This window comes from Paracoccus aestuarii, assembly GCF_028553885.1.
Lineage (GTDB): Bacteria > Pseudomonadota > Alphaproteobacteria > Rhodobacterales > Rhodobacteraceae > Paracoccus > Paracoccus aestuarii.
Window position 1 is genome coordinate 1,549,053 of record NZ_CP067169.1, and the last position, 24,620, is coordinate 1,573,672.

Annotated in this window: 26 protein-coding genes; 24 read left to right on the forward strand and 2 right to left on the reverse strand. The window is 68.0% G+C overall.

Going from position 1 to position 24,620, the window contains the following annotated elements; all coding sequences use genetic code 11:
- Window positions 1-89: 89 nt before the first annotated feature.
- From JHW48_RS07955 to doeB, 6 genes are all read left to right on the forward strand, one after another.
- Window positions 90-1,097 carry a TRAP transporter substrate-binding protein gene (locus JHW48_RS07955; RefSeq protein WP_119885767.1) on the forward strand — a complete coding sequence of 336 codons (1,008 nt, stop codon included), beginning with the start codon at window positions 90-92 and terminating at the stop codon, window positions 1,095-1,097.
- Window positions 1,098-1,252: 155 nt separating this feature from the next.
- On the forward strand, window positions 1,253-1,846 hold the full coding sequence (locus JHW48_RS07960; RefSeq protein WP_119885775.1) for a TRAP transporter small permease: 594 nt from the start codon (window positions 1,253-1,255) through the stop codon (window positions 1,844-1,846).
- A complete protein-coding gene (locus tag JHW48_RS07965; protein WP_119885766.1) occupies window positions 1,843-3,123 on the forward strand; it encodes a TRAP transporter large permease in 1,281 nt (426 codons plus the stop codon). Before JHW48_RS07960 ends, JHW48_RS07965 begins: the two co-directional genes overlap by 4 nt.
- A gap of 4 nt (window positions 3,124-3,127) precedes the next feature.
- Window positions 3,128-3,835: a maleate cis-trans isomerase family protein gene (locus JHW48_RS07970; protein WP_119885765.1), complete on the forward strand. Its 708-nt coding sequence runs from the start codon at window positions 3,128-3,130 to the stop codon at window positions 3,833-3,835.
- Window positions 3,836-3,868: 33 nt separating this feature from the next.
- A complete protein-coding gene (doeA, locus tag JHW48_RS07975; RefSeq protein WP_119885764.1) occupies window positions 3,869-5,065 on the forward strand; it encodes an ectoine hydrolase DoeA in 1,197 nt (398 codons plus the stop codon).
- Window positions 5,062-6,048 (forward strand): N(2)-acetyl-L-2,4-diaminobutanoate deacetylase DoeB, encoded by a 987-nt coding sequence (gene doeB, locus JHW48_RS07980; protein WP_119885763.1) that lies wholly within the window; start codon window positions 5,062-5,064, stop codon window positions 6,046-6,048. Before doeA ends, doeB begins: the two co-directional genes overlap by 4 nt.
- A gap of 4 nt (window positions 6,049-6,052) precedes the next feature.
- Here doeB and JHW48_RS07985 read toward each other — a convergent pair whose 3' ends face one another.
- Complete coding sequence (locus JHW48_RS07985) at window positions 6,053-6,457, reverse strand: PRC-barrel domain-containing protein (protein WP_170152258.1); 405 nt, start codon at window positions 6,455-6,457, stop codon at window positions 6,053-6,055.
- 69 nt (window positions 6,458-6,526) lie between these two features.
- Entirely contained in the window at window positions 6,527-7,177 is a 651-nt protein-coding gene (locus tag JHW48_RS07990; RefSeq protein ID WP_119885761.1) for an alpha/beta fold hydrolase, read from the reverse strand.
- Window positions 7,178-7,239: 62 nt separating this feature from the next.
- Between JHW48_RS07990 and JHW48_RS07995 the strand changes: the two genes are divergently transcribed.
- From JHW48_RS07995 to JHW48_RS08080, 18 genes are all read left to right on the forward strand, one after another.
- Complete coding sequence (locus tag JHW48_RS07995) at window positions 7,240-8,121, forward strand: LysR family transcriptional regulator (protein WP_119885760.1); 882 nt, start codon at window positions 7,240-7,242, stop codon at window positions 8,119-8,121.
- 84 nt (window positions 8,122-8,205) lie between these two features.
- Window positions 8,206-8,679, forward strand: coding sequence for a formate dehydrogenase subunit gamma (locus JHW48_RS08000; protein WP_119885759.1), 474 nt, complete (start codon window positions 8,206-8,208; stop codon window positions 8,677-8,679).
- Entirely contained in the window at window positions 8,676-10,193 is a 1,518-nt protein-coding gene (locus JHW48_RS08005) for a formate dehydrogenase beta subunit (RefSeq protein WP_119885758.1), read from the forward strand. The genes JHW48_RS08000 and JHW48_RS08005 overlap by 4 nt, the downstream gene beginning before the upstream one ends.
- A complete protein-coding gene (gene fdhF, locus JHW48_RS08010) occupies window positions 10,190-13,123 on the forward strand; it encodes a formate dehydrogenase subunit alpha (protein ID WP_119885757.1) in 2,934 nt (977 codons plus the stop codon). Before JHW48_RS08005 ends, fdhF begins: the two co-directional genes overlap by 4 nt.
- Window positions 13,124-13,126: 3 nt before the next feature.
- Window positions 13,127-13,951, forward strand: a complete 825-nt coding sequence (gene fdhD / locus JHW48_RS08015) for a formate dehydrogenase accessory sulfurtransferase FdhD (RefSeq protein WP_119885756.1) — start codon at window positions 13,127-13,129, stop codon at window positions 13,949-13,951.
- Window positions 13,941-14,141 carry a formate dehydrogenase subunit delta gene (locus tag JHW48_RS08020; protein ID WP_119885755.1) on the forward strand — a complete coding sequence of 67 codons (201 nt, stop codon included), beginning with the start codon at window positions 13,941-13,943 and terminating at the stop codon, window positions 14,139-14,141. The genes fdhD and JHW48_RS08020 overlap by 11 nt, the downstream gene beginning before the upstream one ends.
- Before the next feature lie 58 nt (window positions 14,142-14,199).
- Window positions 14,200-15,156, forward strand: a complete 957-nt coding sequence (locus JHW48_RS08025; protein ID WP_119885754.1) for a diacylglycerol/lipid kinase family protein — start codon at window positions 14,200-14,202, stop codon at window positions 15,154-15,156.
- A 1-nt stretch (window position 15,157) separates the two neighbouring features.
- Entirely contained in the window at window positions 15,158-15,949 is a 792-nt protein-coding gene (locus tag JHW48_RS08030) for a metallophosphoesterase family protein (protein ID WP_119885753.1), read from the forward strand.
- A gap of 188 nt (window positions 15,950-16,137) precedes the next feature.
- Entirely contained in the window at window positions 16,138-17,817 is a 1,680-nt protein-coding gene (gene rpsA, locus JHW48_RS08035) for a 30S ribosomal protein S1 (protein ID WP_119885752.1), read from the forward strand.
- Window positions 17,818-18,029: 212 nt separating this feature from the next.
- Window positions 18,030-18,314, forward strand: a complete 285-nt coding sequence (gene ihfB, locus JHW48_RS08040) for an integration host factor subunit beta (protein WP_119885751.1) — start codon at window positions 18,030-18,032, stop codon at window positions 18,312-18,314.
- A 25-nt stretch (window positions 18,315-18,339) separates the two neighbouring features.
- Window positions 18,340-18,738, forward strand: a complete 399-nt coding sequence (locus JHW48_RS08045) for a lipopolysaccharide assembly protein LapA domain-containing protein (RefSeq protein WP_119885750.1) — start codon at window positions 18,340-18,342, stop codon at window positions 18,736-18,738.
- 4 nt (window positions 18,739-18,742) lie between these two features.
- Window positions 18,743-19,378, forward strand: coding sequence for a phosphoribosylanthranilate isomerase (locus JHW48_RS08050; protein ID WP_240637790.1), 636 nt, complete (start codon window positions 18,743-18,745; stop codon window positions 19,376-19,378).
- Window positions 19,379-19,600: 222 nt separating this feature from the next.
- On the forward strand, window positions 19,601-20,008 hold the full coding sequence (locus JHW48_RS08055) for a permease (RefSeq protein WP_119885748.1): 408 nt from the start codon (window positions 19,601-19,603) through the stop codon (window positions 20,006-20,008).
- 34 nt (window positions 20,009-20,042) lie between these two features.
- Window positions 20,043-21,299: a DNA-packaging protein gene (locus JHW48_RS08060; protein WP_119885774.1), complete on the forward strand. Its 1,257-nt coding sequence runs from the start codon at window positions 20,043-20,045 to the stop codon at window positions 21,297-21,299.
- 79 nt (window positions 21,300-21,378) lie between these two features.
- On the forward strand, window positions 21,379-22,563 hold the full coding sequence (locus tag JHW48_RS08065; RefSeq protein ID WP_119885747.1) for a phage portal protein: 1,185 nt from the start codon (window positions 21,379-21,381) through the stop codon (window positions 22,561-22,563).
- Between the two features lie 4 nt (window positions 22,564-22,567).
- Complete coding sequence (locus JHW48_RS08070) at window positions 22,568-22,798, forward strand: GTA head formation protein, RCAP_rcc01685 family (RefSeq protein WP_119885746.1); 231 nt, start codon at window positions 22,568-22,570, stop codon at window positions 22,796-22,798.
- Between the two features lie 3 nt (window positions 22,799-22,801).
- Entirely contained in the window at window positions 22,802-23,332 is a 531-nt protein-coding gene (locus tag JHW48_RS08075) for an HK97 family phage prohead protease (RefSeq protein WP_119885745.1), read from the forward strand.
- 110 nt (window positions 23,333-23,442) lie between these two features.
- Window positions 23,443-24,606 carry a phage major capsid protein gene (locus JHW48_RS08080; protein ID WP_119885744.1) on the forward strand — a complete coding sequence of 388 codons (1,164 nt, stop codon included), beginning with the start codon at window positions 23,443-23,445 and terminating at the stop codon, window positions 24,604-24,606.
- Window positions 24,607-24,620: the final 14 nt, after the last annotated feature.

The following is a 24,620-nucleotide window of genomic DNA, read 5'->3' on the forward strand; positions in this document are numbered from 1 at the left end:
CTCTCGGCATCAAGGCGGAGCGGGCCGGACCGGCCCCGAATCCTGCCATCAGGGGCCGCCCAAAGGCCCCCCACCAACAGGAGAGACCGATGCGTTTCAAGACCCTTACCGCCGCCAGCATGACCGCGCTGATCCTGGCATCCGGCACCGCCATGGCCGACACGTGGCGCTATGCCTTCGAGGAGGCGCTGGACGAGGTGCAGGGCGTCTTCGCCCAGAAGTTCAAGGAGGAGGTCGAGGCCAATTCCGACCACGAGGTCCAGCTGTTCCCCTTTGGCACCTTGGGCGAATCCGACAACATCCTGGAACAGACTCAAGCGGGCATCCTGCAATTCGTGAACCAGTCGCCCGGCTTCACCGGCGCGCTGATCCCCGAGGCGCAGGTCTTCTTCGTCCCCTATCTGTTGCCCGAGGACGAGGATCAGCTGTTCCGCTTCTTCCGCGAGAGCGAGACGATCAACAGCATCTTCCCCGAGCTTTACGCCGATCAGGGGCTGGAGCTGCTGACCATGTATCCCGAGGGCGAGGTGATGGTGACATCCGACCGCCCGATCGGATCGCCCGCCGATTTCGACGACGTGAAGGTGCGGGTGATGACCAACCCTCTGCTGGTCAGCAGCTATCAGGCCTTTGGCGCGACGCCCACGCCGCTGCCTTGGGGCGAGGTCTATGGCGGGCTTCAGACCGGCATCGTCGACGCGCAGGAAAACCCGGCCTTCTTCATCGAATCCACCCGCATGTACGAGGTCCAGGACCACATCACGCGGATGGGCCACAACAACTTCACCACCGCGCTGATGGCCAACAAGGAATTCTTCGACGGCCTGCCCGAGGAGGATCAGGAACTGATCCGCAACGCCACCGCGGCGGCCTTCGACCATATCCTGGAATACCAGCAGGGGCTGACCGAATCCTCGCTGGAGGCGATCATGGAGGCCAAGCCCTCGATCACCGTCACCACCCTGTCCGAGGAGGAGCGCGCCCCCTTCCGCGACACGGCCGAGCAGGTCGAGGCGACCTTCCTGGAGATCGGCGGCCCGCGCGCCCAGGAGGTGCTGGACCAGATGAAGGCCGACCTGGACGCCGCCGCCGAGTGACCCCCTGACCAAGGACGCGGCCCCCGCGCGGGGCCGCGTCGCCCGATCCCCCCGCCCAAGGACATCCCATGACGCGCGACCCCGCATCCAAGCGGCCCGATCCCGGCGGCACCACGTCCGGGGGCACCGATCCCGCGATCCTGGCCGCGGCCGAGATGCCGCTTGCCCAGGACGATATCGACGACAGCCTGTATGAATCCGGCCTGCCGGGGCCACTGGGCCTGCTGGACAAGGCCATCGCGCGGATCGAATCCGTGGCGCTGGCCCTGGGCGTGCTGGCCATGGCGCTGAACGTCACGGCCAATGTGGTGGGGCGCTATGTCTTCGGCCGCTCGCTCTATTTCTCGGAGGAGGTGAACCAGGCGCTGATCGTGCTGATCACCTTCGCCGGCATGTCCTATGCGGCGCGGCACGGGCGGCATATCCGCATGTCGGCCATCACCGACATGCTGCCCGACCCGGCGCGGCGCGCGATGATGGTGCTGATCGCCGCGGTCACGGCGGGGCTTTTGTTCCTGCTGGCTTGGTATGCCTTGGGCTATGTCCAGACCCAGGCCGGGCGGGGGCGGGTGCTGCCCGCTTTGCGCATACCGCAATGGTGGATCATCATCTGGGTTCCGGCGGGGTTCTTCCTGACCGGGCTGCAATATGCGCTGACCGCCTACAAGAACCTGACCGACCGCGACATCTGGCTGTCCACCGCCACGCGCGAGGGTTATGACCTTGATCCCCGGAGGAAGGGCGCATGACCGCCGCGATCCTGGGGACGATGGTGGTCCTGCTGCTGCTGGGATTCCCGATGATGGTCCCGCTGATCATCGGGGCGATGGTGGGTTTCGTCGGCATCTTCGGCGGGATCGACCAGTTGCAGACCTTGGTCGCGCAGGTCATTGCGGGCATCCAGCCCGCCAGCCTGATCGCGGTGCCGATGTTCATCTTCGCGGCCGAGATCATGACCCGCGGCCAATCGGCGGAACGGCTGATCGACCTGGTCATGGCCTTTCTGGGCCATGTCAAGGGCGGGCTGGCGATATCCACCGCCGGGGCCTGCACGATGTTCGGCGCGGTGTCGGGATCGACGCAGGCGACCGTCGTGGCCGTGGGCGGCCCGCTGCGCCCGCGCCTGCTGAAGGCGGGCTATTCCGACCGCTTCAGCCTGGCGCTGATCATCAACGCCTCCGACATCGCCTTCCTGATCCCGCCCTCCATCGGGATGATCATCTATGGCGTCGTGTCCGGCACCTCGATCTCCGAGCTGTTCCTGGCGGGGATCGGGCCGGGGCTGCTGATCCTGGCGCTGTTCTCGGCCTATGCCTATATCTATGCGGTCCGCCACGACGTGCCGACCGAACCCAAGGCGCCGTGGAGCGTGCGTCTGCGCGCGATGCGCCGCGCGATCTGGCCCCTGGGCTTTCCGGCCATCATCATCGGCGGCATCTATGGCGGCGTCTTTTCCCCCACCGAGGCGGCGGCGGCCTGCGTGCTCTATGCCGTGGTGCTGGAGATGATCGTCTTCCGCCAGGTCTCGCCCAGGCAGCTTTACGCGACGGCGAAATCGACCGGGCTGATCACGGCGGTGGTCTTCATCCTGGTCGGCGCGGGGGCGGCCTTCAGCTATGTCATCAGTTTCGCCCAGATCCCTCAGGCCGTGCTGGGCGGCATCGGCATCGACGAGATGGGGCCTTACGGCGTCCTCATTACCATCTCGATCGCCTTCTTTATCGGCTGCATGTTCGTGGACCCGATCGTGGTCATCCTGATCCTGGTGCCGATCTTTGCGCCGGTGGTGCGGGCGACCGGGCTGGACCCGGTGCTGGTCGGCACGATCATCACGCTGCAGGTCGCCATCGGCAGCGCGACGCCGCCCTTCGGCTGTGACATCTTCACCGCCATCGCCGTCTTCAAGCGCCCCTATTGGGAGGTGATCCGCGGCACGCCCCCCTTCATCGCGATCCTGCTCTGCGTCTCGGTGCTGCTGATCCTGTTCCCCCAGATCGCGCTGTTCCTGCGCGACCTGGCGCGATGATCCCATGGCGATGCAGGACAACCTGAACCGGTTCGGGCTGGTCGCGCTGGCGACCGACCTGACCATCGAGGGCGATGCCGCCCGCCTGATGCCGCAGGGCACCCGGCTGCATGTGACGCGCATCGCCTTCGACAACCCCACGACCGAGGCGAACCTGCGCGCCACCGGGCCGCGCATCGCCGATGCGATGGACCTGCTGGTGCCGGGCATCCCGCTGTCGGGGATCGGCTTCGGCTGCACCTCGGCCGCGGCCGTTCTGGGCGATGCGGTCGCGGAGGCGGCCCGGGGGCGGGCCCCCGTCTCCAGCCCGGCCGAGGCCGCCTTGCGGGGCATGCGCGCGCTGCGGGTGGGGCGGGTGTCGCTGATGACGCCCTATCTGGCGGCGACGACCGAACTGGTCGCGGATTGGCTGACGCGCCACGGCATCGCGGTCCTGCGCCGCGCCAGCATGGGCCATGCCGATGACCGCGACATGGCCCGCCTGTCGCCCGCCGAGGTGACGGAAATGGCCATCGCCGCCGACCACCCCGACGCGCAGGCGCTGTTTCTGTCCTGCACCGCGCTGCCCGCCCTGGGCCTGATCGACGATCTGGAACGGCGCTTGGGCAAGCCCGTCATCTCGGCCAACCAGGCGCTGTTCTGGGCGATGCTGGACCGCGTCCGCATCCCCGCCGCAGGGCCGGGGGCGCTGTTTCGCGCCCGCACCTGGTAGCATCCTTCCACCCCTGTTTGCGAAAGCACGACAATGCCGGAACTGCAAAGGACCCCCGAACGCTTCTCGACCGCCGAATACGAGGAGCGCCTGCGAAAGACCCGCGCCAGCATGGAAAAGCTGGGGCTGGATCTGCTGATCGTCAGCGATCCGTCCAACATGGCCTGGCTGACCGGCTATGACGGCTGGTCCTTCTATGTGCATCAATGCGTGATCGTGGGCCCGACGGGGGCGCCGATCTGGTTCGGGCGCGGCCAGGACGCCCAGGGCGCGCTGCGCACCGTCTGGATGAGCGACGATCACATCATCGGCTATCCCGACCATTACGTGCAGTCGGTGGAACGCCATCCGATGGATTACCTGTGGGCGCAGCTGGCCGACAAGGGCTGGCATCGCGGCTTCATCGGGGTCGAGATGGACAATTACTGGTACACGGCCCGCGCGCATCAGCGCCTGTGCGACGGCCTGCCCGAGGCGCAGATCCTGGACGCCACGGGCCTGGTGAACTGGCAGCGCGCCATCAAGACCCCCAAGGAGCTGCAATACATGCGCAAGGCCGCGCGCATCGTCGAACGCATGCATCGCCGCATCGCCGACAAGATCGAGGTCGGCATGCGCAAATGCGATCTGGTGGCCGAGATCTATGACAGCGGGCTGCGCTATGACGAATGGTCGGGCCATGGCGGCGATTATCCCGCCATCGTGCCGCTGCTGCCCTCGGGGCCCGATGCCGCGGCCCCGCACCTGACCTGGGACGACCAGCCGATGAAGCCCGACGAGGGCACCTTCTTCGAGATCGCCGGCTGTTACCAGCGATACCATGTGCCGCTGTCGCGCACGATCTTTCTGGGCAAGCCCCCGCAGGAGATGCTGGAGGCCGAGAAGGCCGTGCTGGAGGGGATGGAGGCGGGCCTGGGCACCGCCCGCGCGGGCAATACCTGCGAGGATATCGCCAATGCCTTCTTCACGGTCCTGGACCGATACGGCATCGTCAAGGACAACCGCACCGGCTATCCGATCGGGCTGTCCTATCCGCCCGATTGGGGCGAACGCACCATGTCGCTGCGCCGGGGCGACCGGACCGAGCTGAAGCCGGGCATGACCTTCCATTTCATGACGGGCCTCTGGATGGAGGGCTGGGGCTACGAGACCACGGAATCCCTGGTCATCACCGATGCCGAGCCGGAGCTGTTCTGTTCCATCCCCCGCCGCATGCTGGTGAAGTCATGACCCCGATCCGCCCGACCATCCCGCTGGACGCGCCCGGCAAGCATCACGGGTTCCTGCGCCTGCCCCATTCGCGCAATGACAGCGCATGGGGCAGCGTGATGATCCCCATCACCGTGATCCGCGGGGCCGAGGGGCCGACCGCCCTGCTGACCGGCGGCAATCACGGCGACGAATACGAGGGCCCCGTCGCCCTGCAGCAGCTGGCATGGGAGCTGGAGCCCGGCGACGTGACCGGGCGGGTCATCATCCTGCCCTTCATGAACGCCCCCGCGATCCGGGCGGGAACGCGGGTCAGCCCGGTGGACGGGGTCAACATGAACCGGTGTTTTCCCGGCCGCGCCGATGGCAGCGTGACGCAGAAGATCGCCCATTACATCGACAGCGAGTTGGTCCCCTTGGCCGATATCGTGCTGGATTACCATTCGGGCGGCAAGACGCTGGATTTCCTGCCCTACGCGGCGGCGCATTACCTGGATGACGCCGATCAGCAGGCGGCCTGCACCGCGGCGATGCGGGCCTTCGGCGCGCCATGGTCGATGATGATGCGCGAGATCGACGCGGTCGGCATGTTCGACACTGCGGTCGAGGGTCGCGGCAAGACCTTCGTGACGACCGAGCTTGGGGGCGGGGGGACGGTGACCGCGGTCTCGGCCCGGATCGCGCATCGCGGGGCGCTGAACCTGCTGCGCCATGCGGGCATCCTGGCCGGGTCGGTCGAGGGGGCGGATGACAGCCGGATGCTGTCCATGCCGGATGACGACTGTTTCCATTTCGCGACCGGCGACGGGATGATCCAGCCCTTGGCCGATCTGGGCGACATGGTGGCCGAGGGTCAGCCCCTGGCCCGCATCTGGCCCGTGGACCGGACCGGGGTCGCCCCGGTCACGGTCACCGCGCAGCGCGGCGGTCTGGTCGCGGCGCGGCATTTTCCGGGATTGGTCCAGACCGGCGACTGCCTTGCGGTGATCGCCGATCCGGGCTGAACCGTCAGTCGTCCCAGCCTTCGAAGCCGGCCACGTCGGCTTCGGCCGACAGGGTCAGGCGGTCGTCGGTCATCGACAGGTATTCCAGCGGCACGACCCGGTCGCCGTCACCATAGACGCTGTCATCGTCGAAATCGACGACCAGCGCGCCGGGCGTCTCGGCCGAGGTGCCCAGCACCTTTTCGACTTCGCCGATCTTGGTGCCTTCGGCGTCATAGACGTCCATGTCGTCGACATCGTCGGCGGTGGCGTTCAGCTGGGTCACCATCACGGAATCGTCGATCTCCTGCCAATCGGCCATGGCCTCGGCACCGGCGACCTGTCCGGCATCGGGGGTGCCGGCATCCTGGGCCAGCGCGGCGGTGCCCATCGACAGGGCGGCGGCAAGAGCGATCATCGAGGTCTTCACGGCGTTCTCCTTCAGATTGCCTGGGCAAGGGCAACACATGGGTGGCCGGGTCGTTCCTGCGGGCGGCGACTAACCTTTGCGGGGCGGCGCCATCCCGCCAATCCGGTCGATCAGCGCGGCCAGGCCCGCGGGGTCCGACAGGAAGGGCGCGTGATCCCAAGGCCGGGCATGGACCCGGTCGACCCCCGCCCGGATGATCATCGCGCGCTGCAGCGCCGGGGGGATGGCCCGGTCGCGGCGGCACAGGATGTAGTGCCGCGCGGTCGCCGCCCGCGCCGGGCCGGGCAGGGGCGCGCGCATCGGGCCCAAGGGCTGGGGCCGCAGCAGCGCGGGGTCGGTGCCCATCATCCGCCGCGCCGCATCCGGCGGCAGGACCAGCCGCCCCTGCGCGTCGCGCGGCCAGGCCCGCGTCGGGGCGGGCAGAAGCCGGTCCAGCGCGGCCAGGCTGTCGCCCGGCAGCGGCAGATAGCTGCACAGATGGATCAGCAGGCGCGGCGCATGCCGCTGCGCCAGCGCCTCGGCCAGGATGCCGCCCATGGAATGGCCCAGCACCACCGGTGCGTCGGGCAGCGCGTCGATGCAGTCCCGCAGCGTCGTCTCCGCCCCGCCCGGCAGGTCGGGGCAGACCGGCGCCCAGCCCCGCGCCCGCAGCGCGGCGGCCAGCCCGGCCCAGCACCGGCCGTCATGCCATGCGCCGTGGATCAGCAGGATGCGCGTCATTGCCCCAGACTTGCAGCCACCCGCGCCCCGGTGCAACCTGCGATCCCACAGGGGGGCGCGCGATGATCGACAAGCTGGAGATGTTCCTGGCCGTCGCCAAGGAGGGCCATTTCGGCCGCGCCGCCGCGTCCCTGGGCATCACCCAGCCCAGCCTCTCCGCCGGGATCAAGCAGCTGGAGGAAACCCTGGGCGTCCTGCTGATCTTTCGCGGATCGCGCTATGGCGGCCTGACGCCCGAGGGGCAGGCGGCGCTGGTCTGGGCGCGGCGCATCGTGGGCGATGCCCGCCAGCTGCGCGACGAGATGCGCGCCACGCGCCACGGCCTGTCGGGGCGGCTGCGCATCGCGGTCGTGCCCACGGCGCTGACCTGGGCCGCGCGGCTGGCGGCGCGCTATGGGGCGGCGCATCCGAATGTGGGGCTGACGATCCTGTCGCGCAGCTCGGCCGAGATCCTGCAGATGATCGAGGATCTGGCCGTGGATGCCGGGATTTCCTATCTGGACAACGAACCTCTGGGCCGGGTCAGCGCGGTGCCGCTTTATGACGAACGGTACTGTCTGGTCGCGCCCCGCGATCACCCGCTGGCCGGGGGCGCGGGGATCGGCTGGCAGGCGCTGGACGGCCAGCGGCTGTGCCTGCTGACCCCCGACATGCAGAACCGCCGCATCATCGACCGCCGCCTGGCTGAGGCCGGGGTGACGCCACTGGCCACGGTGGAATCCAATTCGACGGTGGTGCTGGTCTCGCAGGTGCTGGCCGGGGGCTGGCTGACCATCCTGCCGCGCGACATCGCGGGGTTTCTGGCGCAGGGCAAGCCCTTGACGCTGGTGCCGCTGCAGGATGCGGGCGCGGGCCATGCGGTGGGCCTGATCGCGCCGTGGCGCGAGCCGCATACCCCCGTGCTGGAGGCCCTGCTGACCGAGGCGCGGCGCATGGTTCGATAGGCTGGGCCTATCGTCCGACGGAAGAACGATATTGATTTGGCGTGTAATGACGCGTTGACTGGGTCGACATTAAAAGGACCAGCCATGCGTGACGCCGCGCCAGCCAGCGATATCGACCCCCGGGACATCCGCGACCTCGTGACCCCCTTGGCGGGGCTGGAGGGGCCGCTGCTGCCGATGCTGCACGCGATCCAGGAGGAATGGGGCCATGTGCCCGCCGCCGCCGTGCCGGTCCTGGCCGATATCCTGAACCTGGGCCGGGCCGAGGTGCTGGGCGTCATCAGCTTCTATCACGATTTCCGCGACCATCCGGCGGGCCGGCAGGTGCTGAAGATCTGTCGTGCCGAGGCCTGTCAGGCGATGGGCGGGGCAGGCATGGCCGCCGAGACCTTGGTGCGGTTGGGCGTCGATTGGCACGGCACCACGCCTGATGGCGCGGTGACGGTCGAGCCGGTCTATTGCCTGGGCCTCTGCGCCTGCGCGCCGGCGGCGATGATCGGCGACCGGGTGATCGGCCGCGTCACGCCCGAGCGGCTGGTGCGGGAGCTGGGCGCATGAAGGTCTGGGTGCCGATGGACAGCGCCGCCCGCGCGCTTGGCGCGGATGACGTGGCCAAGGCGGTGGCGCGCGAGGCCGCCGCGCGGGGCGTTGACGTGCAGTTGATCCGCAACGGATCGCGCGGGATGGTCTGGCTGGAACCCTTGGTCGAGATCGAGCGTGACGGGCAGAGGCTGGCCTATGGCCCGGTCGCGCCCGCCGATGTGGCGGCGCTGCTGGACGGGACGCTGGAGGGGCATGGCCCGGTCGAGGAGATTCCCTTCTTCGCCCGCCAGACGCGGCTGACATTCGCGCGCTGCGGGGTGATCGACCCGTTGGATCTGGACGATTATGCCGCCCATGGCGGGCTGGCGGGCCTGCACCGCGCCATCGGCATGGACGGCGCTGAGATCGTGGCCGAGGTCACCGCCAGCGGCTTGCGCGGGCGCGGCGGGGCGGGCTTTCCGACCGGCATCAAGTGGCAGACCGTGGCGGGCGCGGTGGCGGATCAGAAATACATCGTCTGCAATGCCGATGAGGGCGACAGCGGCACCTTCGCCGACCGGATGATCATGGAGGGCGACCCCTTCACCCTGATCGAGGGCATGGTGATCGCCGGTCTGGGCGTGGGCGCGACGCGCGGCTATGTCTATCTGCGCAGTGAATATCCCGACGCGATCCGCGTCATGACCGAGGCCGTGCGCATCGCCCGGGCGCGCGGCCTGCTGGGGCCCGACGTGCTGGGATCGGGCCGGGCCTTCGACATGGAGATCCGCAAGGGCGCCGGCGCCTATGTCTGCGGCGAGGAGACCAGCCTCTTGAACAGCCTGGAGGGCAAGCGCGGCACGGTGCGCGCCAAGCCGCCGCTGCCCGCGCTGGAGGGGTTTCTGGGCAAGCCCACCGTCGTGAACAACGTGATCAGCCTGGCCACCGTGCCGGTGATCTTCGAGCGCAGCGCGCAATATTATGCCGATTTCGGGCTGGGCCGGTCGCGCGGCACCGTGACCTTGCAGATCGCAGGCAACGTGGCGCGGGGCGGTCTGTTCGAGACGGCGTTCGGTCTGCCCTTGGGCGAGGTCGTGAACGACATCGCGGGCGGGACGGCCAGCGGGCGGCCGGTCAAGGCGGTGCAGGTGGGCGGGCCTCTGGGCGCCTATATGCCGGTGTCGAAATTCGACACAGCGATGGGATATGAGGATTTCGACGCGGCGGGCGGGCTGATCGGCCATGCGGGGCTGGTGGTCTTTGACGACAGCGCCGACATGCTGACCATGGCGCGCTTTGCGATGGAGTTCTGCGCGGTGGAATCCTGTGGCAAATGCACGCCTTGCCGCATCGGCGCGGTGCGGGGGGTCGAGACCATCGACCGCATCGCCGCGGGTGACGCCGCCGCGATCCCGCTGCTGACCGATCTGTGCGAGACGATGCGCGACGGCTCGCTCTGCGCGCTTGGCGGCTTCACGCCCTATCCGGTCCTGTCGGCGCTGACCGGGTTCCCCGACGACTTCGCGACCCAGAGAGAGGCAGCGGAATGAAGGATTTCATCATCCCCACCCATCGTCCCGATCAGGACATCTCGGATGATCGCGACCTGGGCACGCCCGCCCGCGCAGGCGCGCCGGTCACCGTGACCGTGGACGGCGTCGCGGTGACGGTGCCCGAGGGGACGTCGGTGATGCGCGCCTCGATCCTGGCCGGGATCAGCGTGCCGAAGCTCTGCGCCAGCGACAATCTGGAGGCCTTCGGGTCCTGCCGCCTCTGCGTCGTCGAGATCGAGGGGCGGCGCGGCACGCCCGCCAGCTGCACGACGCCGGTGGCCGAGGGCATGGTCGTGCGCACCCAGTCCGAGAAGGTGCGCCGCATCCGTCGCGGCGTGATGGAGCTGTATATCAGCGACCATCCGCTGGACTGCCTGACCTGTTCGGCCAATGGCGATTGCGAATTGCAGGATGCGGCGGGGCAGGTGGGTCTGCGCGACATGCGCTATACCCCCGGCGCGAACCATTTCGACCCGAAGGGCATCGGCGCGCGGTCGCAATCCGAGGCCGCCCTGCGGTCGGGGCCGGGCAATCCGCAATTCATCCCCAAGGACGACAGCAACCCCTATTTCACCTATGATCCCAGCAAATGCATCGTCTGTTCCCGCTGCGTGCGCGCCTGCGACGAGGTGCAGGGCACATTCGCCCTGACCATCGAGGGGCGGGGCTTCGACAGCCGCGTGGCGGTCGCGGGCGAGAATTTCCTGGCCAGCGACTGCGTCAGCTGCGGCGCCTGCGTGCAGGCCTGCCCGACCGCCACCCTGCAGGAGAAATCCGTGGCCGAGCTGGGCACGCCCACGCGGTCGGTCATCACCACCTGCGCTTATTGCGGGGTCGGGTGCAGCTTCAAGGCGGAGCTGAATGGCGATCAGCTGGTGCGCATGGTGCCGTGGAAGCATGGCAAGGCGAACCGCGGCCATAGCTGCGTCAAGGGGCGCTTCGCCTATGGCTATGCCGCGCATCGCGACCGCATCCTGCGGCCCATGATCCGCGAGCGGATCGAGGATCCGTGGCGCGAGGTCGAATGGGACGAGGCGTTGGCCTTTGCCGCCGAGCGCATGCGCGCGATCCAGGCGCGGCATGGGCGGCGGTCCGTGGGGGTCATCACGTCGAGCCGCTGCACGAACGAGGAGACCTATCTGGTCCAGAAGCTGGCCCGCGCGGTCTTCGGCAACAACAACACCGATACCTGTGCGCGGGTCTGTCATTCGCCCACGGGTTACGGGCTGGGCAAGACCTTCGGCACATCCGCCGGGACGCAGGATTTCGACAGCGTCGAACAGACGGATGTGGTGCTGATCATCGGCGCCAACCCGACGGACGGGCATCCGGTCTTTGCCAGCCGGCTGAAGAAGCGCCTGCGGGCAGGGGCGCGGCTGATCGTCGTCGATCCGCGCCGCACCGATATCGTGCGGTCGGCCCATGTCGAGGCGGATCATCATCTGCCCTTGCGCCCCGGCACCAATGTCGCCGTCATCAGCGCGATGGCCCATGTGATCGTGACCGAGGGGCTGATGGATGAGGGTTTCATCCGCGACCGCTGCGACTGGAACGAGTTCCTGCATTTCGCCGAATTCATCCGCGATCCCCGCCACGCCCCCGAGGCCACCGAGGCGCTGACCGGCGTGCCCGCCGCCGACCTGCGCGCCGCCGCGCGGCTGTTCGCGACGGGGGGCAATGGCGCGATTTATTACGGGCTGGGCGTGACCGAGCACAGCCAGGGATCGACCACCGTCATGGCCATCGCGAACCTGGCCATGCTGACCGGCAATATCGGACGGCCTGGCGTGGGGGTGAACCCGCTGCGTGGCCAGAACAACGTGCAGGGCGCCTGTGACATGGGGTCTTTTCCGCATGAATTGCCGGGATACCGGCATGTGAAGCTGCCCGATGTGCGCGCGATCTTCGAGAAGGCCTGGGGGGTCGAGATCGACCCCGAGCCGGGCCTGCGCATCCCCAACATGCTGGATGCCGCCGTCGAGGGGACGTTCCGCGGGCTTTATTGCCAGGGCGAGGACATCCTGCAATCGGATCCCGACACCCAGCATGTCGCGGCGGCCTTGGCGGCGATGGATTGCGTCATCGTCCATGACCTGTTCCTGAACGAGACCGCGAATTACGCGCATGTCTTCCTGCCCGGCTCCAGCTTCCTGGAGAAGGACGGCACCTTCACCAATGCCGAACGCCGCATCAACCGGGTGCGCCGGGTGATGGCACCCCGCAACGGGTATGAGGATTGGCAGGTCACGCAGATGCTGGCCAATGCCATGGGGGCGGGTTGGCATTACACCCACCCCTCACAGATCATGGCGGAGATCGCCGCGACCACGCCCAGCTTTGCCGGTGTGACCTATGAGCGGCTGGAGGAGCTGGGTTCCGTACAATGGCCCTGCAACGAGGATGCGCCCGAGGGCACGCCCCTGATGCATGTGGACGGGTTCCAGGCGGGGCGCGGGCATTTCATGGTCACCGAATATGTCCCTACCGACGAGCGGACCGGGCCGCGCTTTCCGCTGCTGCTGACGACGGGGCGGATCCTGTCGCAGTATAATGTCGGCGCGCAGACCCGGCGGACCGACAACACCGCCTGGCATCCCGAGGACCTGTTGGAGATGCACCCCCATGATGCCGAGAATCGTGGCATCGCCGAGGGTGACTGGGTGCGGCTGGCCAGCCGCTCGGGCGAGACGACGCTGCGGGTCGCGGTGACGGACCGCGTCTTGCCCGGGGTGGTCTATACGACCTTTCACCATCCGGTGACGCAGGCTAACGTGGTGACGACCGATTTTTCGGATTGGGCGACGAACTGCCCCGAATACAAGGTCACCGCCGTGCAGGTCAGCCCCTCGAATGGTCCGTCGGATTGGCAGGAACGTTACGGGATGCAGGCCGACATGTCACGGCGGGTCATGCCAGCCGCGGAGTAGCCGATGACCCCCACCGATCCCGCCGTCGCCGCCCGGGCGATCCATGTCCGCCCGGGCCATCGCAGCGCGGTCACCCGCACCCTGCCCGAGGAGACCGCGGTGGCCATGGTCTATGGCGGCACGACGCAGGCGGTGATGATGGCCACGCCCGCGGATCTGGAGGATTTCGCTTGGGGCTTTTCGCTGTCCGAGGGGATCGTGACCGATGCCGCCCAGATCGCGCGGCTGGAGGTTCTGGCCCATCCCAAGGGCGCCGAGGTCCAGATGTGGCTGGCCGAGGACCGGGCTGAGGCCTTGGCCGCGCGGCGCCGCTTCATGGCGGGGCCGGTGGGATGCGGGTTGTGCGGCATCGACAGCCTGGATCAGGCGCTGCGCGCGCTGCCGGATCTGGGCGGTGCGGGGCCGGTCATGGATGCGGATGCGGTGGCGGGGGCCACGGATGCGCTGCGCGGCTGGCAGCCGCTGCATGACCGCACGCGGGCCGTCCATGCGGCGGGGTTCCTGATCCCCGGCCAGGGGATCGTGCTGGCGCGCGAGGATGTCGGCCGGCACAACGCGCTGGACAAGCTGATCGGCGCGATGGCGCGGCAGGGGGTCGATGCGGGGCGGGGGGCCTTCGTGCTGACCAGCCGCGTCTCGACCGAGATGGTGCAGAAATGCGCCATGGCGGGGGGCGCGGTGATCGTCGCCGTATCGGCCCCCACCGCCCATGCGCTGCGCCTGGCCGAGGGGGCGGGCATCACGCTGGCCGCCTTTGCGCGCGGCGAGGGCTTTGATCTGTTCTGTCACCCTGAAAGGCTGCGCGCCGAGGTATCCGATGTCGCCTGAGAAGATGGTCACCATGGCCAACCAGATCGCCACCTTCTTCGACAGCCAGCCGGGCGCGGCGGCGGAACGCATCGCCGCCCATCTGCGCGATTACTGGGAGCCGCGGATGCGGGCGCAGCTGTTGACCTTCCTGCAGAATGGCGGGCAGGGGCTGAAGCCCTCGGTGGTCGAGGCCGCGCGGCTGCTGTGATGCAACCCGCGCCGGGGCCTTGGTGTTGAGGCCGGGCAAGCATCGCGGGGACAGCTTCATGACCGATGACAGACAGCGCTTCGACCTGGGCCGCGCCCGGGTCTGCGTGGTGATGAACCGTGGATCGGGCAAGAAGAAGCATCGCGAATTGCACGACACGCTGGAACGGCGGCTGCGCCCGGCCTGCGGATCGCTGGAGATCCGGGAATCGCGCAAGGGCAGCGATCTGCCGCGTCTGGCCAAGCAGGTCGCGGGCGAGGGGTTCGACCTGGTGATCGCGGCGGGGGGCGACGGCACCCAATCGGCGGTGGCGGGCGCGCTGACCGGCACGGATGTCATCATGGGCATCCTGCCGGGCGGGACCTTCAACTATTTCGCGCGTGACATGGGCGTGGGCGAGGAGATCGACCCCGCGCTGGACACGATCCTGGATGCGCGGGTCGAGCCGGTCGATGTGGGCGACATCAACGGGCTGATCTTTCTGAATAATGTCAGTCTGGGCGCCTATCCCCAGATCCTGAATACGCGCGAGGGGATCTATCGCCGCTGGGGGCGGTCGCGGATCGCGGCCTATTGGTCGGTCCTGGTCGCGCTGCCCCGGCTCCGTCGGCCGATGCGGCTGGTGACGCGGGCCGAGGGCCGGGAGCGCACCCATACCAGCGCCTTGGTCTTTGTCGCCCGCAGCGCCTATCAGCTGGAGAGCTTCGGTCTGGCGGGCGCGCGCGACATCCGGCGGGGCGAGTTCGCGGTGCTGATCGCCAAGGCGCGCCAGCCTTTGCCGCTGATGCGGTCGGCCTTGCGGCTGGCCATGGGGAAAAGCGCCAAGGACGACGATTTCGAGATGATCGTGACCGACGATCTGCAGATCGAGACGCCGAAATCACGCCAGCTGGTCGCCCATGACGGCGAGAAGACGACACTGGATTGTCCCTTCCGGCTGGTGGTGCGCCATGACGGGCTGCGGGTGCTGCTGCCCGCCGACGGGGTCAGCAAGACCGAACGGCCCGAGGGCTGACGTGGCGCGGATCCTGCATCTGACTGACCTGCATTTCGGATTCCATCGCAGCGCGCTGGAGGCACCGCTGCTGGCGCGGATCGCGGCGTTGCGGCCCGATCTGGTGGTGGTGGGGGGCGATATCACCCATCGCGCCACGCCGGGGCAGATGCGGTCGGCGCGCGCCTTTCTGGACCGGATCGAGGCGCCGATGATGCTGATGCCCGGCAATCACGATGTCCCGACCTGGAACCCGGTCGCGCGGATCTTCTGGCCCTTTGCGGGGTTCCAGCGGCATTTCGGGCCGGATCTGACGCCCGCCGCGCGGGTGGGGGATGTGCGGGTCATGGCGCTGAACAGCGCCGATCCCTATGTCTGGCAGCGCGGCAAGATCCGCGACGGCGAGATCGGCCGCGTGATCGGCACGATCGACCCGATGGGCACCAATATCGTGGCGCTGCATCATCCGCTGCAGCATCTGCCGCGGGTGGACAAGGTGCTGGCGCGGCGGGCGACCGAAGCGCTCTATCGGTTGGAGGGGGCGGGGGTGCATGTGGTCCTGACGGGGCATCTGCATCGCTGGGCGGTGGATGCGCTGCTGGCCACAGGGCGGCATCCGCGCGTGCTGCAGGTCCAGACCGGCACGGCGCTGTGCGCGCGGGTCAGCGACATGCGCAACGAATTCGTGCTGCTGGACATCCGCGGCACCGAACTGTCCCTTGAACGCCATGTCGCGCCGATGGACCGGGAGGGGTTCGACGCGCCCGAGATCAGCCGCTACAGCCGCGCCTCGGGCGTGTGGCGGCGCGTTTAGGCGTTGAATTCGCGCCCTGCAAGGTGTAGGGGAAGCCAGCTTTGATGGGCGAGATGGTCAGGACAGACCGCAGAGGGAACGGGTCGGGCGGATGCCCCGACCTTTTGCCGTTGCCCGTGACGGCATCATAAAGACCGGCGGAGCCAACCGTCAGGCCGGAAAACAGACATAAAGGAAACTGAACACGCATGTGCGCTAAAGCGACCATGGAGGAATTCGAGGCCCTCCTGAATGAAAGCCTCGAAATCGACACGCCGGACGAAGGTTCGGTGGTCAAGGGCCGTGTCATCGCCATCGAGGCGGGTCAGGCCATCATCGACGTCGGCTACAAGATGGAAGGCCGCGTCGATCTGAAGGAATTCGCGAATCCCGGCGAAGAAGCCAGCCTGAGCGTCGGCGACGAGGTCGAGGTCTATCTGGACCGCGTCGAGAACGCCCGTGGCGAAGCCTCGATCAGCCGTGAGAAGGCCCGCCGCGAGGAAGCCTGGGATCGCCTGGAGAAGGCCTATGGTGCGGAAGAGCGCGTGGAAGGCGCCATCTTCGGTCGCGTCAAGGGCGGCTTCACCGTCGATCTGGGCGGTGCCGTGGCCTTCCTGCCCGGTTCGCAGGTCGATGTGCGCCCCGTGCGCGATGCCGGTCCGCTGATGGGTCTGAAGCAGCCCTTCCAGATCCTGAAGATGGATCGCCGCCGCGGCAACATCGTCGTGTCGCGCCGCGCCATCCTGGAAGAGAGCCGCGCCGAGCAGCGCGCCGAGGTCATCGCCAACCTGACCGAAGGTCAGACGGTCGACGGCGTGGTCAAGAACATCACCGAATACGGCGCCTTCGTTGATCTCGGGGGTGTTGACGGCCTGCTGCACGTCACCGATATGGCCTGGCGCCGCGTCAACCACCCGTCCGAGATCCTGGCGATCGGCGAGACCGTCAAGGTCCAGGTCATCAAGATCAACAAGGACAGCCACCGCATCAGCCTGGGCATGAAGCAGCTGCAGGCCGATCCGTGGGATACGGTCGCGGACAAGTTCCCGATCGGTTCGGTCCATCAGGGCCGCGTGACCAACATCACCGATTACGGCGCCTTCGTGGAGCTGGAAGCCGGTGTCGAGGGTCTGGTCCATGTCAGCGAGATGAGCTGGACCAAGAAGAACGTCCATCCGGGCAAGATCGTCTCGACCTCGCAAGAGGTTGACGTGATGGTGCTGGAAATCGACGAGTCGAAGCGCCGCGTGTCGCTCGGCCTCAAGCAGACCATGCGCAACCCGTGGGAAGTCTTTGCCGAGACCCATCCCTCGGGCACCGTCATCGAGGGCGAAGTCAAGAACATCACCGAATTCGGTCTGTTCGTCGGCCTCGAAGGCGATATCGACGGCATGGTCCACCTGTCCGACATCAGCTGGGACACCCGTGGCGAAGACGCGATCCAGGACTTCCGCAAGGGCGACGTCGTCAAGGCGGTCGTGCAGGACGTGGATGTCGACAAGGAACGCATCAGCCTGTCGATCAAGGCCCTGGAGAACGAGGGCATGGCCGAGGCCGTCGACGGCGTGAAGCGCGGCAGCATCGTCACCGCCGAGGTCACCGCGATCGAGGATGGCGGCATCGAGGTCGAGTTCAACGGCGTGAAGTCCTTCATCCGTCGTTCGGACCTGGCCCGCGACCGTCAGGACCAGCGCCCCGAGCGTTTCAATGTCGGCGACAAGGTCGATGCCCGCGTGACCAACGTGGACACCAAGACCCGCCGTCTGGGCCTGTCGATCAAGGCACGCGAGATCGCCGAGGAAAAAGAGGCCATCGACCAGTATGGCAGCTCGGATTCCGGTGCATCGCTGGGCGACATCCTGGGCGCCGCGCTGAAGCGCAACACCTGATCCGGGCATTCCGGTGAAGGATCGGCCCGCCCCGACGCGTTCGGGGCGGGCTTTTTCATGCCTGTTGCCGGGTAGGGTGCTTGCACGGGGCAGGCAAAGCTGGCAACGCTGTGAAACCAGTGACTTCCGTCGGGCGTTGTCGGGAAACAGGGCGGTATGGCACCGCCGGGCAACGCGGCGGCAGGGATGACACCGTCGATTTGGGGGAAAGCATGATCCGGTCCGAGTTGATCCAGAAGATATCCGACGAGAACCCCCACCTGTTCCGTCGCGACGTCGAGCGGATCGTGAATACCGTCTTCGAGGAGATCATCGACGCGATGTCGCGTGGAGACCGGGTCGAGCTGCGCGGTTTCGGCGCGTTTTCCGTCAAGCGGCGCGATTCCCGCGTGGGCCGCAATCCGCGCACCGGCGAATCCGTCGAGGTCGAGGAGAAGCATGTGCCGTTCTTCAAGACCGGCAAGCTGTTGCGCGACCGACTGAACGGCGATGCCTGATCGAACCCCCCTCTAAGGATACAAGATGCGTTTTCTTCGTCTGATCTTTGTCGCGGCGCTTGCGCTGATCCTGGTGGCCGTCGCGTTGGCCAATCGCGGGCCGGTGACCCTGTCGGCCTTTCCGGCGAATTTCGGGGCCTATCTGGGCGGGACCTGGACGGTGACGCTGCCGATCTTCCTGGTGATCTTTCTGGCCTTTGCCTTGGGGATGCTGGCGGGGCTGATCTGGGAATGGATGCGCGAGGCGCATATCCGTCGCGAGGCGCGCCGCCGCCATGCCGAGGTCGAGCGGCTGCAGAGCGAGATGGATCATCTGCGCGACCGGCATGCCGCGCCGCGCGACGATGTGCTGGCGATCCTGGACCAGCCGTCCCCGGCCAAACCGGGCGCCCCGACCGGCGCCGGCCTGCCTGCGACCCGCTGATCCCGTGGCCGAAGTCAAGATCTGCGGTCTGAGCGACCGCGCGCATCTGCGTGTTGCGGTCGAGGCCGGGGCGCGTTTCGTGGGTCTGGTGTTCTTTCCCAAATCTCCGCGCGCGGTGACCGCGGATCAGGCGGCGGCGCTGGTCGGCGATCTGCCGATGGGCGTGGCCAAGGTGGGGCTGTTCGTCGATCCGGCGGATGCGCTGCTGGACGAGGTTCTGGCGGCGGTGCCCTTGGACATGATCCAGTTGCACGGCCATGAGAGCCCGGCCCGCGTGGCTGAGGTCAAGGCGCGTCACGGCCTGCCGGTGATGAAGGCCGTGGGCATCCGCGGGCCGGAGGATCTGGGGCAGCTGACGGATTACGGGGTCGTGGCCGACATGCTGCTGGTGGATGCCAAGCCCGCCGCGGGGGCGGCGCTGCCGGGTGGCAACGGGCTGGCCTTTGACTGGAGGCTGCTGGTTGGGCGGCGCTGGCTGCGGCCGTGGATGCTGGCCGGGGGGCTGACGCCGGACAATGTAGCCGAGGCGGTGCGGCTGACCGGGGCGGGAATCGTCGATGTCAGTTCGGGCGTCGAAAGCGCGCCGGGGATCAAGGACGAGGCCCGGATTCGCGCCTTTTTCGAGGCCGCGCGGGGGTGATGTTGCGCGGCGTGCGCTTGGGTGTTGCGCGGGGTTGTTCGTTGTAATCGTTAGATATTCTCGCGTGTTTGCGCAGGTTCAGGTTTAGCGATTGACTTGGCGGACGCTCCAAGGTAGAACATTTACATGCTGGAAGAGGTGGGCAAGCGGCCGGGGGGCAACCCCAGGTCGCTTTTTCGTTTCTTGGCTCGTGCGGACAGGACACGAGGCGGGGCAGATCGCATGAACGATATGGAGTGGGGCGGGGTCGGGGAAACCGAAGGACCTTTCATGGCCGGAGCATCGCCCCCAGGGGCGGGGCTGCGGATCCCCGACATGGCCGAGGGCGAGGACGAGATCGACGTCCTGCGCTGGCTGTTCTGGGACTATGTGAAGGATCTGCGCGGACATCAGGCCGAGCTGGAGACCATCAAGGCGCGGGAGATCGATCCCGCTAAGCTGAAAAAGGCCATGGAGACGGCGAAGACGGTCCGCGAGGCCGTCCAGCTGCTGATGGCGGAGAGGAGCAAGGTTGACAAACTTCGCAAGGACATCGCGGGCGGCGTCGGAGGGGGTGCCCTCGACCTTGACGCCGCACGAGACGAGATCGGGCGCCGCCTGGCTTGCCTCCGCCGCGCCGGAGGAGGTTGAGGCTTTCCTTGGCGATCTGTCCGAGAATGCGCTGATGGCGCTGCCTTGGCTGTTCGAGTTCTGGGCACTGCCCCATCAGCTGCCCCCCGAGGGCGACTGGAAGTCATGGGTCATTATGGGTGGGCGCGGCGCGGGCAAGACCCGCGCCGGGTCCGAATGGGTGCGCCGCATGGTCGAGGGGCCGACCGCCGCCGCCCCCGGCCGGTGCCATCGTCTGGCGCTGGTCGGCGAGACCTTCGATCAGGTGCGCGAGGTCATGGTGTTCGGGGAATCCGGCATCCTGGCCTGTTCGCCCCCCGATCGGCGTCCGGTCTGGGAGGCTGGGAGGAAGCGCCTGGTCTGGGCCAATGGCGCGACCGCCACGGTCTATTCCGCGCATGAGCCGGAGGCTTTGCGCGGGCCTCAGTTCGACGCCGCTTGGGTCGATGAGCTGGCCAAGTGGAAGAAGGCCGAGGATGTCTGGGACATGCTGCAATTCGCGTTGCGGCTTGGCGAGCATCCCCAGCAGGTCGTGACCACCACGCCGCGCAATGTGGGGGTGCTGAAGCGCATTCTGGGCAATGCCAGCACGGTCGTCACCCATGCGCCGACGGATGCGAACCGTGCCTATCTGGCCGAGAGCTTTCTGGCCGAGGTCGAGGCGCGCTATGGCGGGACGCGCTTGGGTCGGCAGGAGCTGGACGGTGTGCTGCTGGACGATGTCGAGGGGGCGCTGTGGACCACCGCCATGATCGAGGGGGCGCGCATCGCGAAGGCCCCCGCGATGGACCGGGTGGTGGTCGCGGTGGACCCTTCGGTCACAGGGGGCAAGGGCAGCGACGAATGCGGCATCATCGTCGCGGGGGTTTGCTGTTCGGGCGAGCCTGCGGATTGGCGCGCCTATGTGCTGGAGGATGCCAGCGTGCGGGGCGGGCCGACCGATTGGGCCCGCGCCGCCATCGCCGCCATGGATCGTCACGGGGCCGAGAAGCTGGTGGCCGAGGTGAACCAGGGCGGTGATCTGGTCGAGAGCGTGGTGCGCCAGATCGACCCCTTGGTGCCCTTCAAGGCGCTCAGGGCGTCGCGGGGCAAGGGGCTGCGGGCGGAGCCTGTCGCCGCGCTCTATGAGCAGGGGCGGGTCCGGCATCTGCGGGGCCTGGGCGCGCTGGAGGATCAGATGTGCCAGATGACGGTGCGTGGCTTCGAGGGGCGGGGCAGTCCCGACCGGCTGGATGCCTTGGTCTGGGCGGTCCATGAATTGATGATCGAGCCTGCCGCCGGGTGGCGGCGGCCCCGGATGCGGGTGCTGTAACCCCCCGGAGATTTCGGAACAGTTGAAGGGTCGTCCCGATGGGGCGGCCCTTTTTCATGCCCGCATGAAGGAGACGAGGATGGCGTTTCGACTATTTTCACGGCAGGCCGCGTCCGGCGCCGTGCCGGAGAGAAAGGCCAGCGCCACGGGGCGTGTGGTCGCCTTTGCCAGCGGATCGGGGCGTCCGGTCTGGACCGCCCGCGACACGGGCAGCCTGACGCGGGGGGGCTTTGTCGGCAACCCGATCGGGTTTCGCAGCGTCAAGCTGATCGCCGAGGCGGCGGCGGCGGTGCCCTTGGTCTGCGGCGACCGCGAGCGGCGCTATGAGCTGCATCCGGTGCTGGACCTGCTGCGGCGGCCCAATCCGGGGCAGGGGCGGGCCGAGCTGTTCGAGGCGCTGTTCGGGCAGATCCTGCTGTCGGGGAACGGATACCTTGAGGCGGTGGGGCTGGACGCATCGGGCCTGCCGGAGGAGCTGCACGTGCTGCGGTCCGACCGGATGAGCGTGGTGCCCGGCGCGGATGGCTGGCCGGTGGGCTATGAATATGCCGTGGGGGGGCGCAAGCACCGCTTCGACATGACGGGCAGTCCTGATCCGATCTGTCACATCAAGGCCTTTCACCCGCAGGACGACCATTACGGATTGTCGCCGATGCAGGCGGCCGCGGTGGCGCTGGATGTCCATAACAGCGCCAGCGCCTGGTCCAAGGCGCTCTTGGACAATGCGGCGCGGCCCTCGGGGGCGATCATCTACAAGGGGGTGGACGGGCATGGCTCGCTGAGCCCCGAGCAGTATGACCGCCTGGTGGGCGAGATCGAGATGAACCATCAGGGCGCGCGCAATGCGGGGCGTCCGATGCTGCTGGAAGGGGGCCTGGACTGGCGGCCCATGGGGTTCAGCCCGTCCGACATGGAGTTCCACGAGACCAAGCTGTCGGCGGCGCGCGAGATCGCGTTGGCCTTCGGGGTTCCGCCCATGCTGCTGGGGATCCCCGGGGATGCGACCTATGCAAATTATGCCGAGGCGCATCGGGCCTTCTATCGCCTGACGGTGCTGCCCTTGGTGACGCGGGTGGCGGCATCGGTCGCGTGGTGGATGTCCGAGCATCTGGGCGCGGAGGTCGAGCTGCGGCCCGACCCCGATCAGGTGCCCGCCCTGGCCGAGGAGCGCAACCAGCAATGGGCCCGCGTCGCGGCGGCGTCCTTTCTGACCGATGCCGAGAAGCGCAGCCTTTTGGGCCTGCCGCCTCTGGACGAGGCATGAGGCGATGGAAGGGTCGCGTTTCGTCAAGGACGGGCTGTGGCACGACCAGCGCATCGACGCGCAGGAGCGGATCATGGCCCTGCAGTTCGGTCAGGTCGAGAAGCGGCTGGAACGCATCGAGGCGATGATCGAGGGGCTGGAGCGGCGGCTGTGGATGACGGTCTATGGCGTGGTCGCCGTGATCCTGACCCAGGCCGTCCAGGGAATTCTGGAATATGCGCCGAAAGGAGGCTGAGGGATGGTTCCGGGGCTTGAGGTGAAATTCGCGGGCGGTGCGCCCGTGCTGTCCGACGGGCAGGTGATCGAGGGCTATGCCAGCCTGTTCGGCCGGACCGATCAGGGCGGGGATGCGGTCCAGCGGGGCGCCTTTGCCGCCTCGCTGGCGCGGCTGGCGGCCAAGGGGGACAAGGTGCGGATGCTGTGGCAGCACGATCCGACCCGCCCCATCGGCGTCTGGGACGAGATCCGCGAGGATGAGAAGGGCCTGTGGGTCAAGGGCCGGCTGCTGCCCGAGGTAGCGCAGGCCCGCGAGGCCGCGGCCCTGATCCAGGCGGGGGCGATCGACGGGCTGTCGATCGGCTATCGCACGATCCGGGCGGAGCGCGACCAGAAGGGGCGCCGCGCCTTGGCCGAGGTCGAGCTGTGGGAGGTGTCGCTGGTGACCTTCCCGATGCTGCCCGAGGCCAAGGTGGGCCGCAAGGAGGCCGACGATCTGCGCGAGGTGGCGGCGTTCTTTGCCGAGGCCACCGCCGCGTTGCGCGGCGCATAGAGGTTTTCCCCGGATCGGCGCCAAGCCGGTCCGGGACACGGGTTCGGCGCCGCCCGCGGGCGGCCCGGAAACAGGGGCGCGGCCCCGATCACCCTGACGAGGAGAAGACGATGACCGAGGTGAAGGCCGCTGGCGGCGGCGACATGTCCGCCGAACTGAAGGGGGCCATGATGGGGTTCGTGAATGAACTCAGGGGCTTCCGCGAAGACATCCAGACCAAGCTCAAAGCACAGGAAGAGCGTATGACCATGATCGACCGCAAGACCGCCCTGCGGGGCCGCGCCCCCCTTTCCGCCACGGCCGAGGTCGAGGTGCCCCATCAGAAGGCCTTCGGGGCCTATCTGCGCAGCGGCGACGATGACGGGCTGCGCGGCCTGGTCATCGAGGAGAAGGCGCTGAGCGTCGTCAGCGACGGCGGCTTTCTGGCCGCGCCCAAGGTCGCCGAGACGGTGCAGAACGTGCTGAACGCCACGACCTCGCTGCGGGGCGTCGCCAATGTCGTGACCATCGAGGGCAGCGTCTACGAGGTCCTGGTCGAGCGCGGCGATACCGGCGCGGGCTGGGCGACCGAGGCCACCACGGTCGAGACCGCCAATTCGCAGCTGGACCGCATCGCCATCCCCGTCCACGAGCTGTCGGCCATGCCCAAGGCCAGCCAGCGCCTGCTGGACGACGCGGCCTTCGACGTCGAGGGCTGGCTGGCCGAGCGCATCGCCGACAAGTTCGCGCGATCGGAGGCCTTTGCCTTCATCCGCGGCGACGGCGTGGACAAGCCGCGCGGCATCCTGTCCTATCCGACCGCGCCGGAGGCCACCGCGACCACCAGCCAGATCGGCTTCGTGGGCACGGGTGCGTCGGGGAACTTCCTGCAGACGGCGCCGATGGATGCGCTGATCGACCTGATCTATGCGCTGGGTGCGGGCTATCGTGCCAATGCGGCCTTCCTGATGAATTCGAAGACCGCAGCCCGCGTGCGCAAGATGAAGGATGGCGACGGCCGCTTCCTGTGGAGCGATCCGCTGACCGTGGGTCAGATGCCCCAACTGCTGGGCTATCCGGTCATCATCAGCGAGGACATGCCCGATGTCGCTGCCGGCGCCTTTGCGGTGGCCTTCGGCGATTTCCGTGCAGCCTATACCATCGTCGAGCGGCCCGACCTGCGAGTGCTGCGCGACCCGTTCAGCGCCAAGCCACATGTGCTGTTCTATGCCACCAAGCGTGTCGGCGGCGGGGTCACTGACTTCCGTGCCGTCAAGCTGCTGCGCTTCACCTGATCCCTCCAGGGATC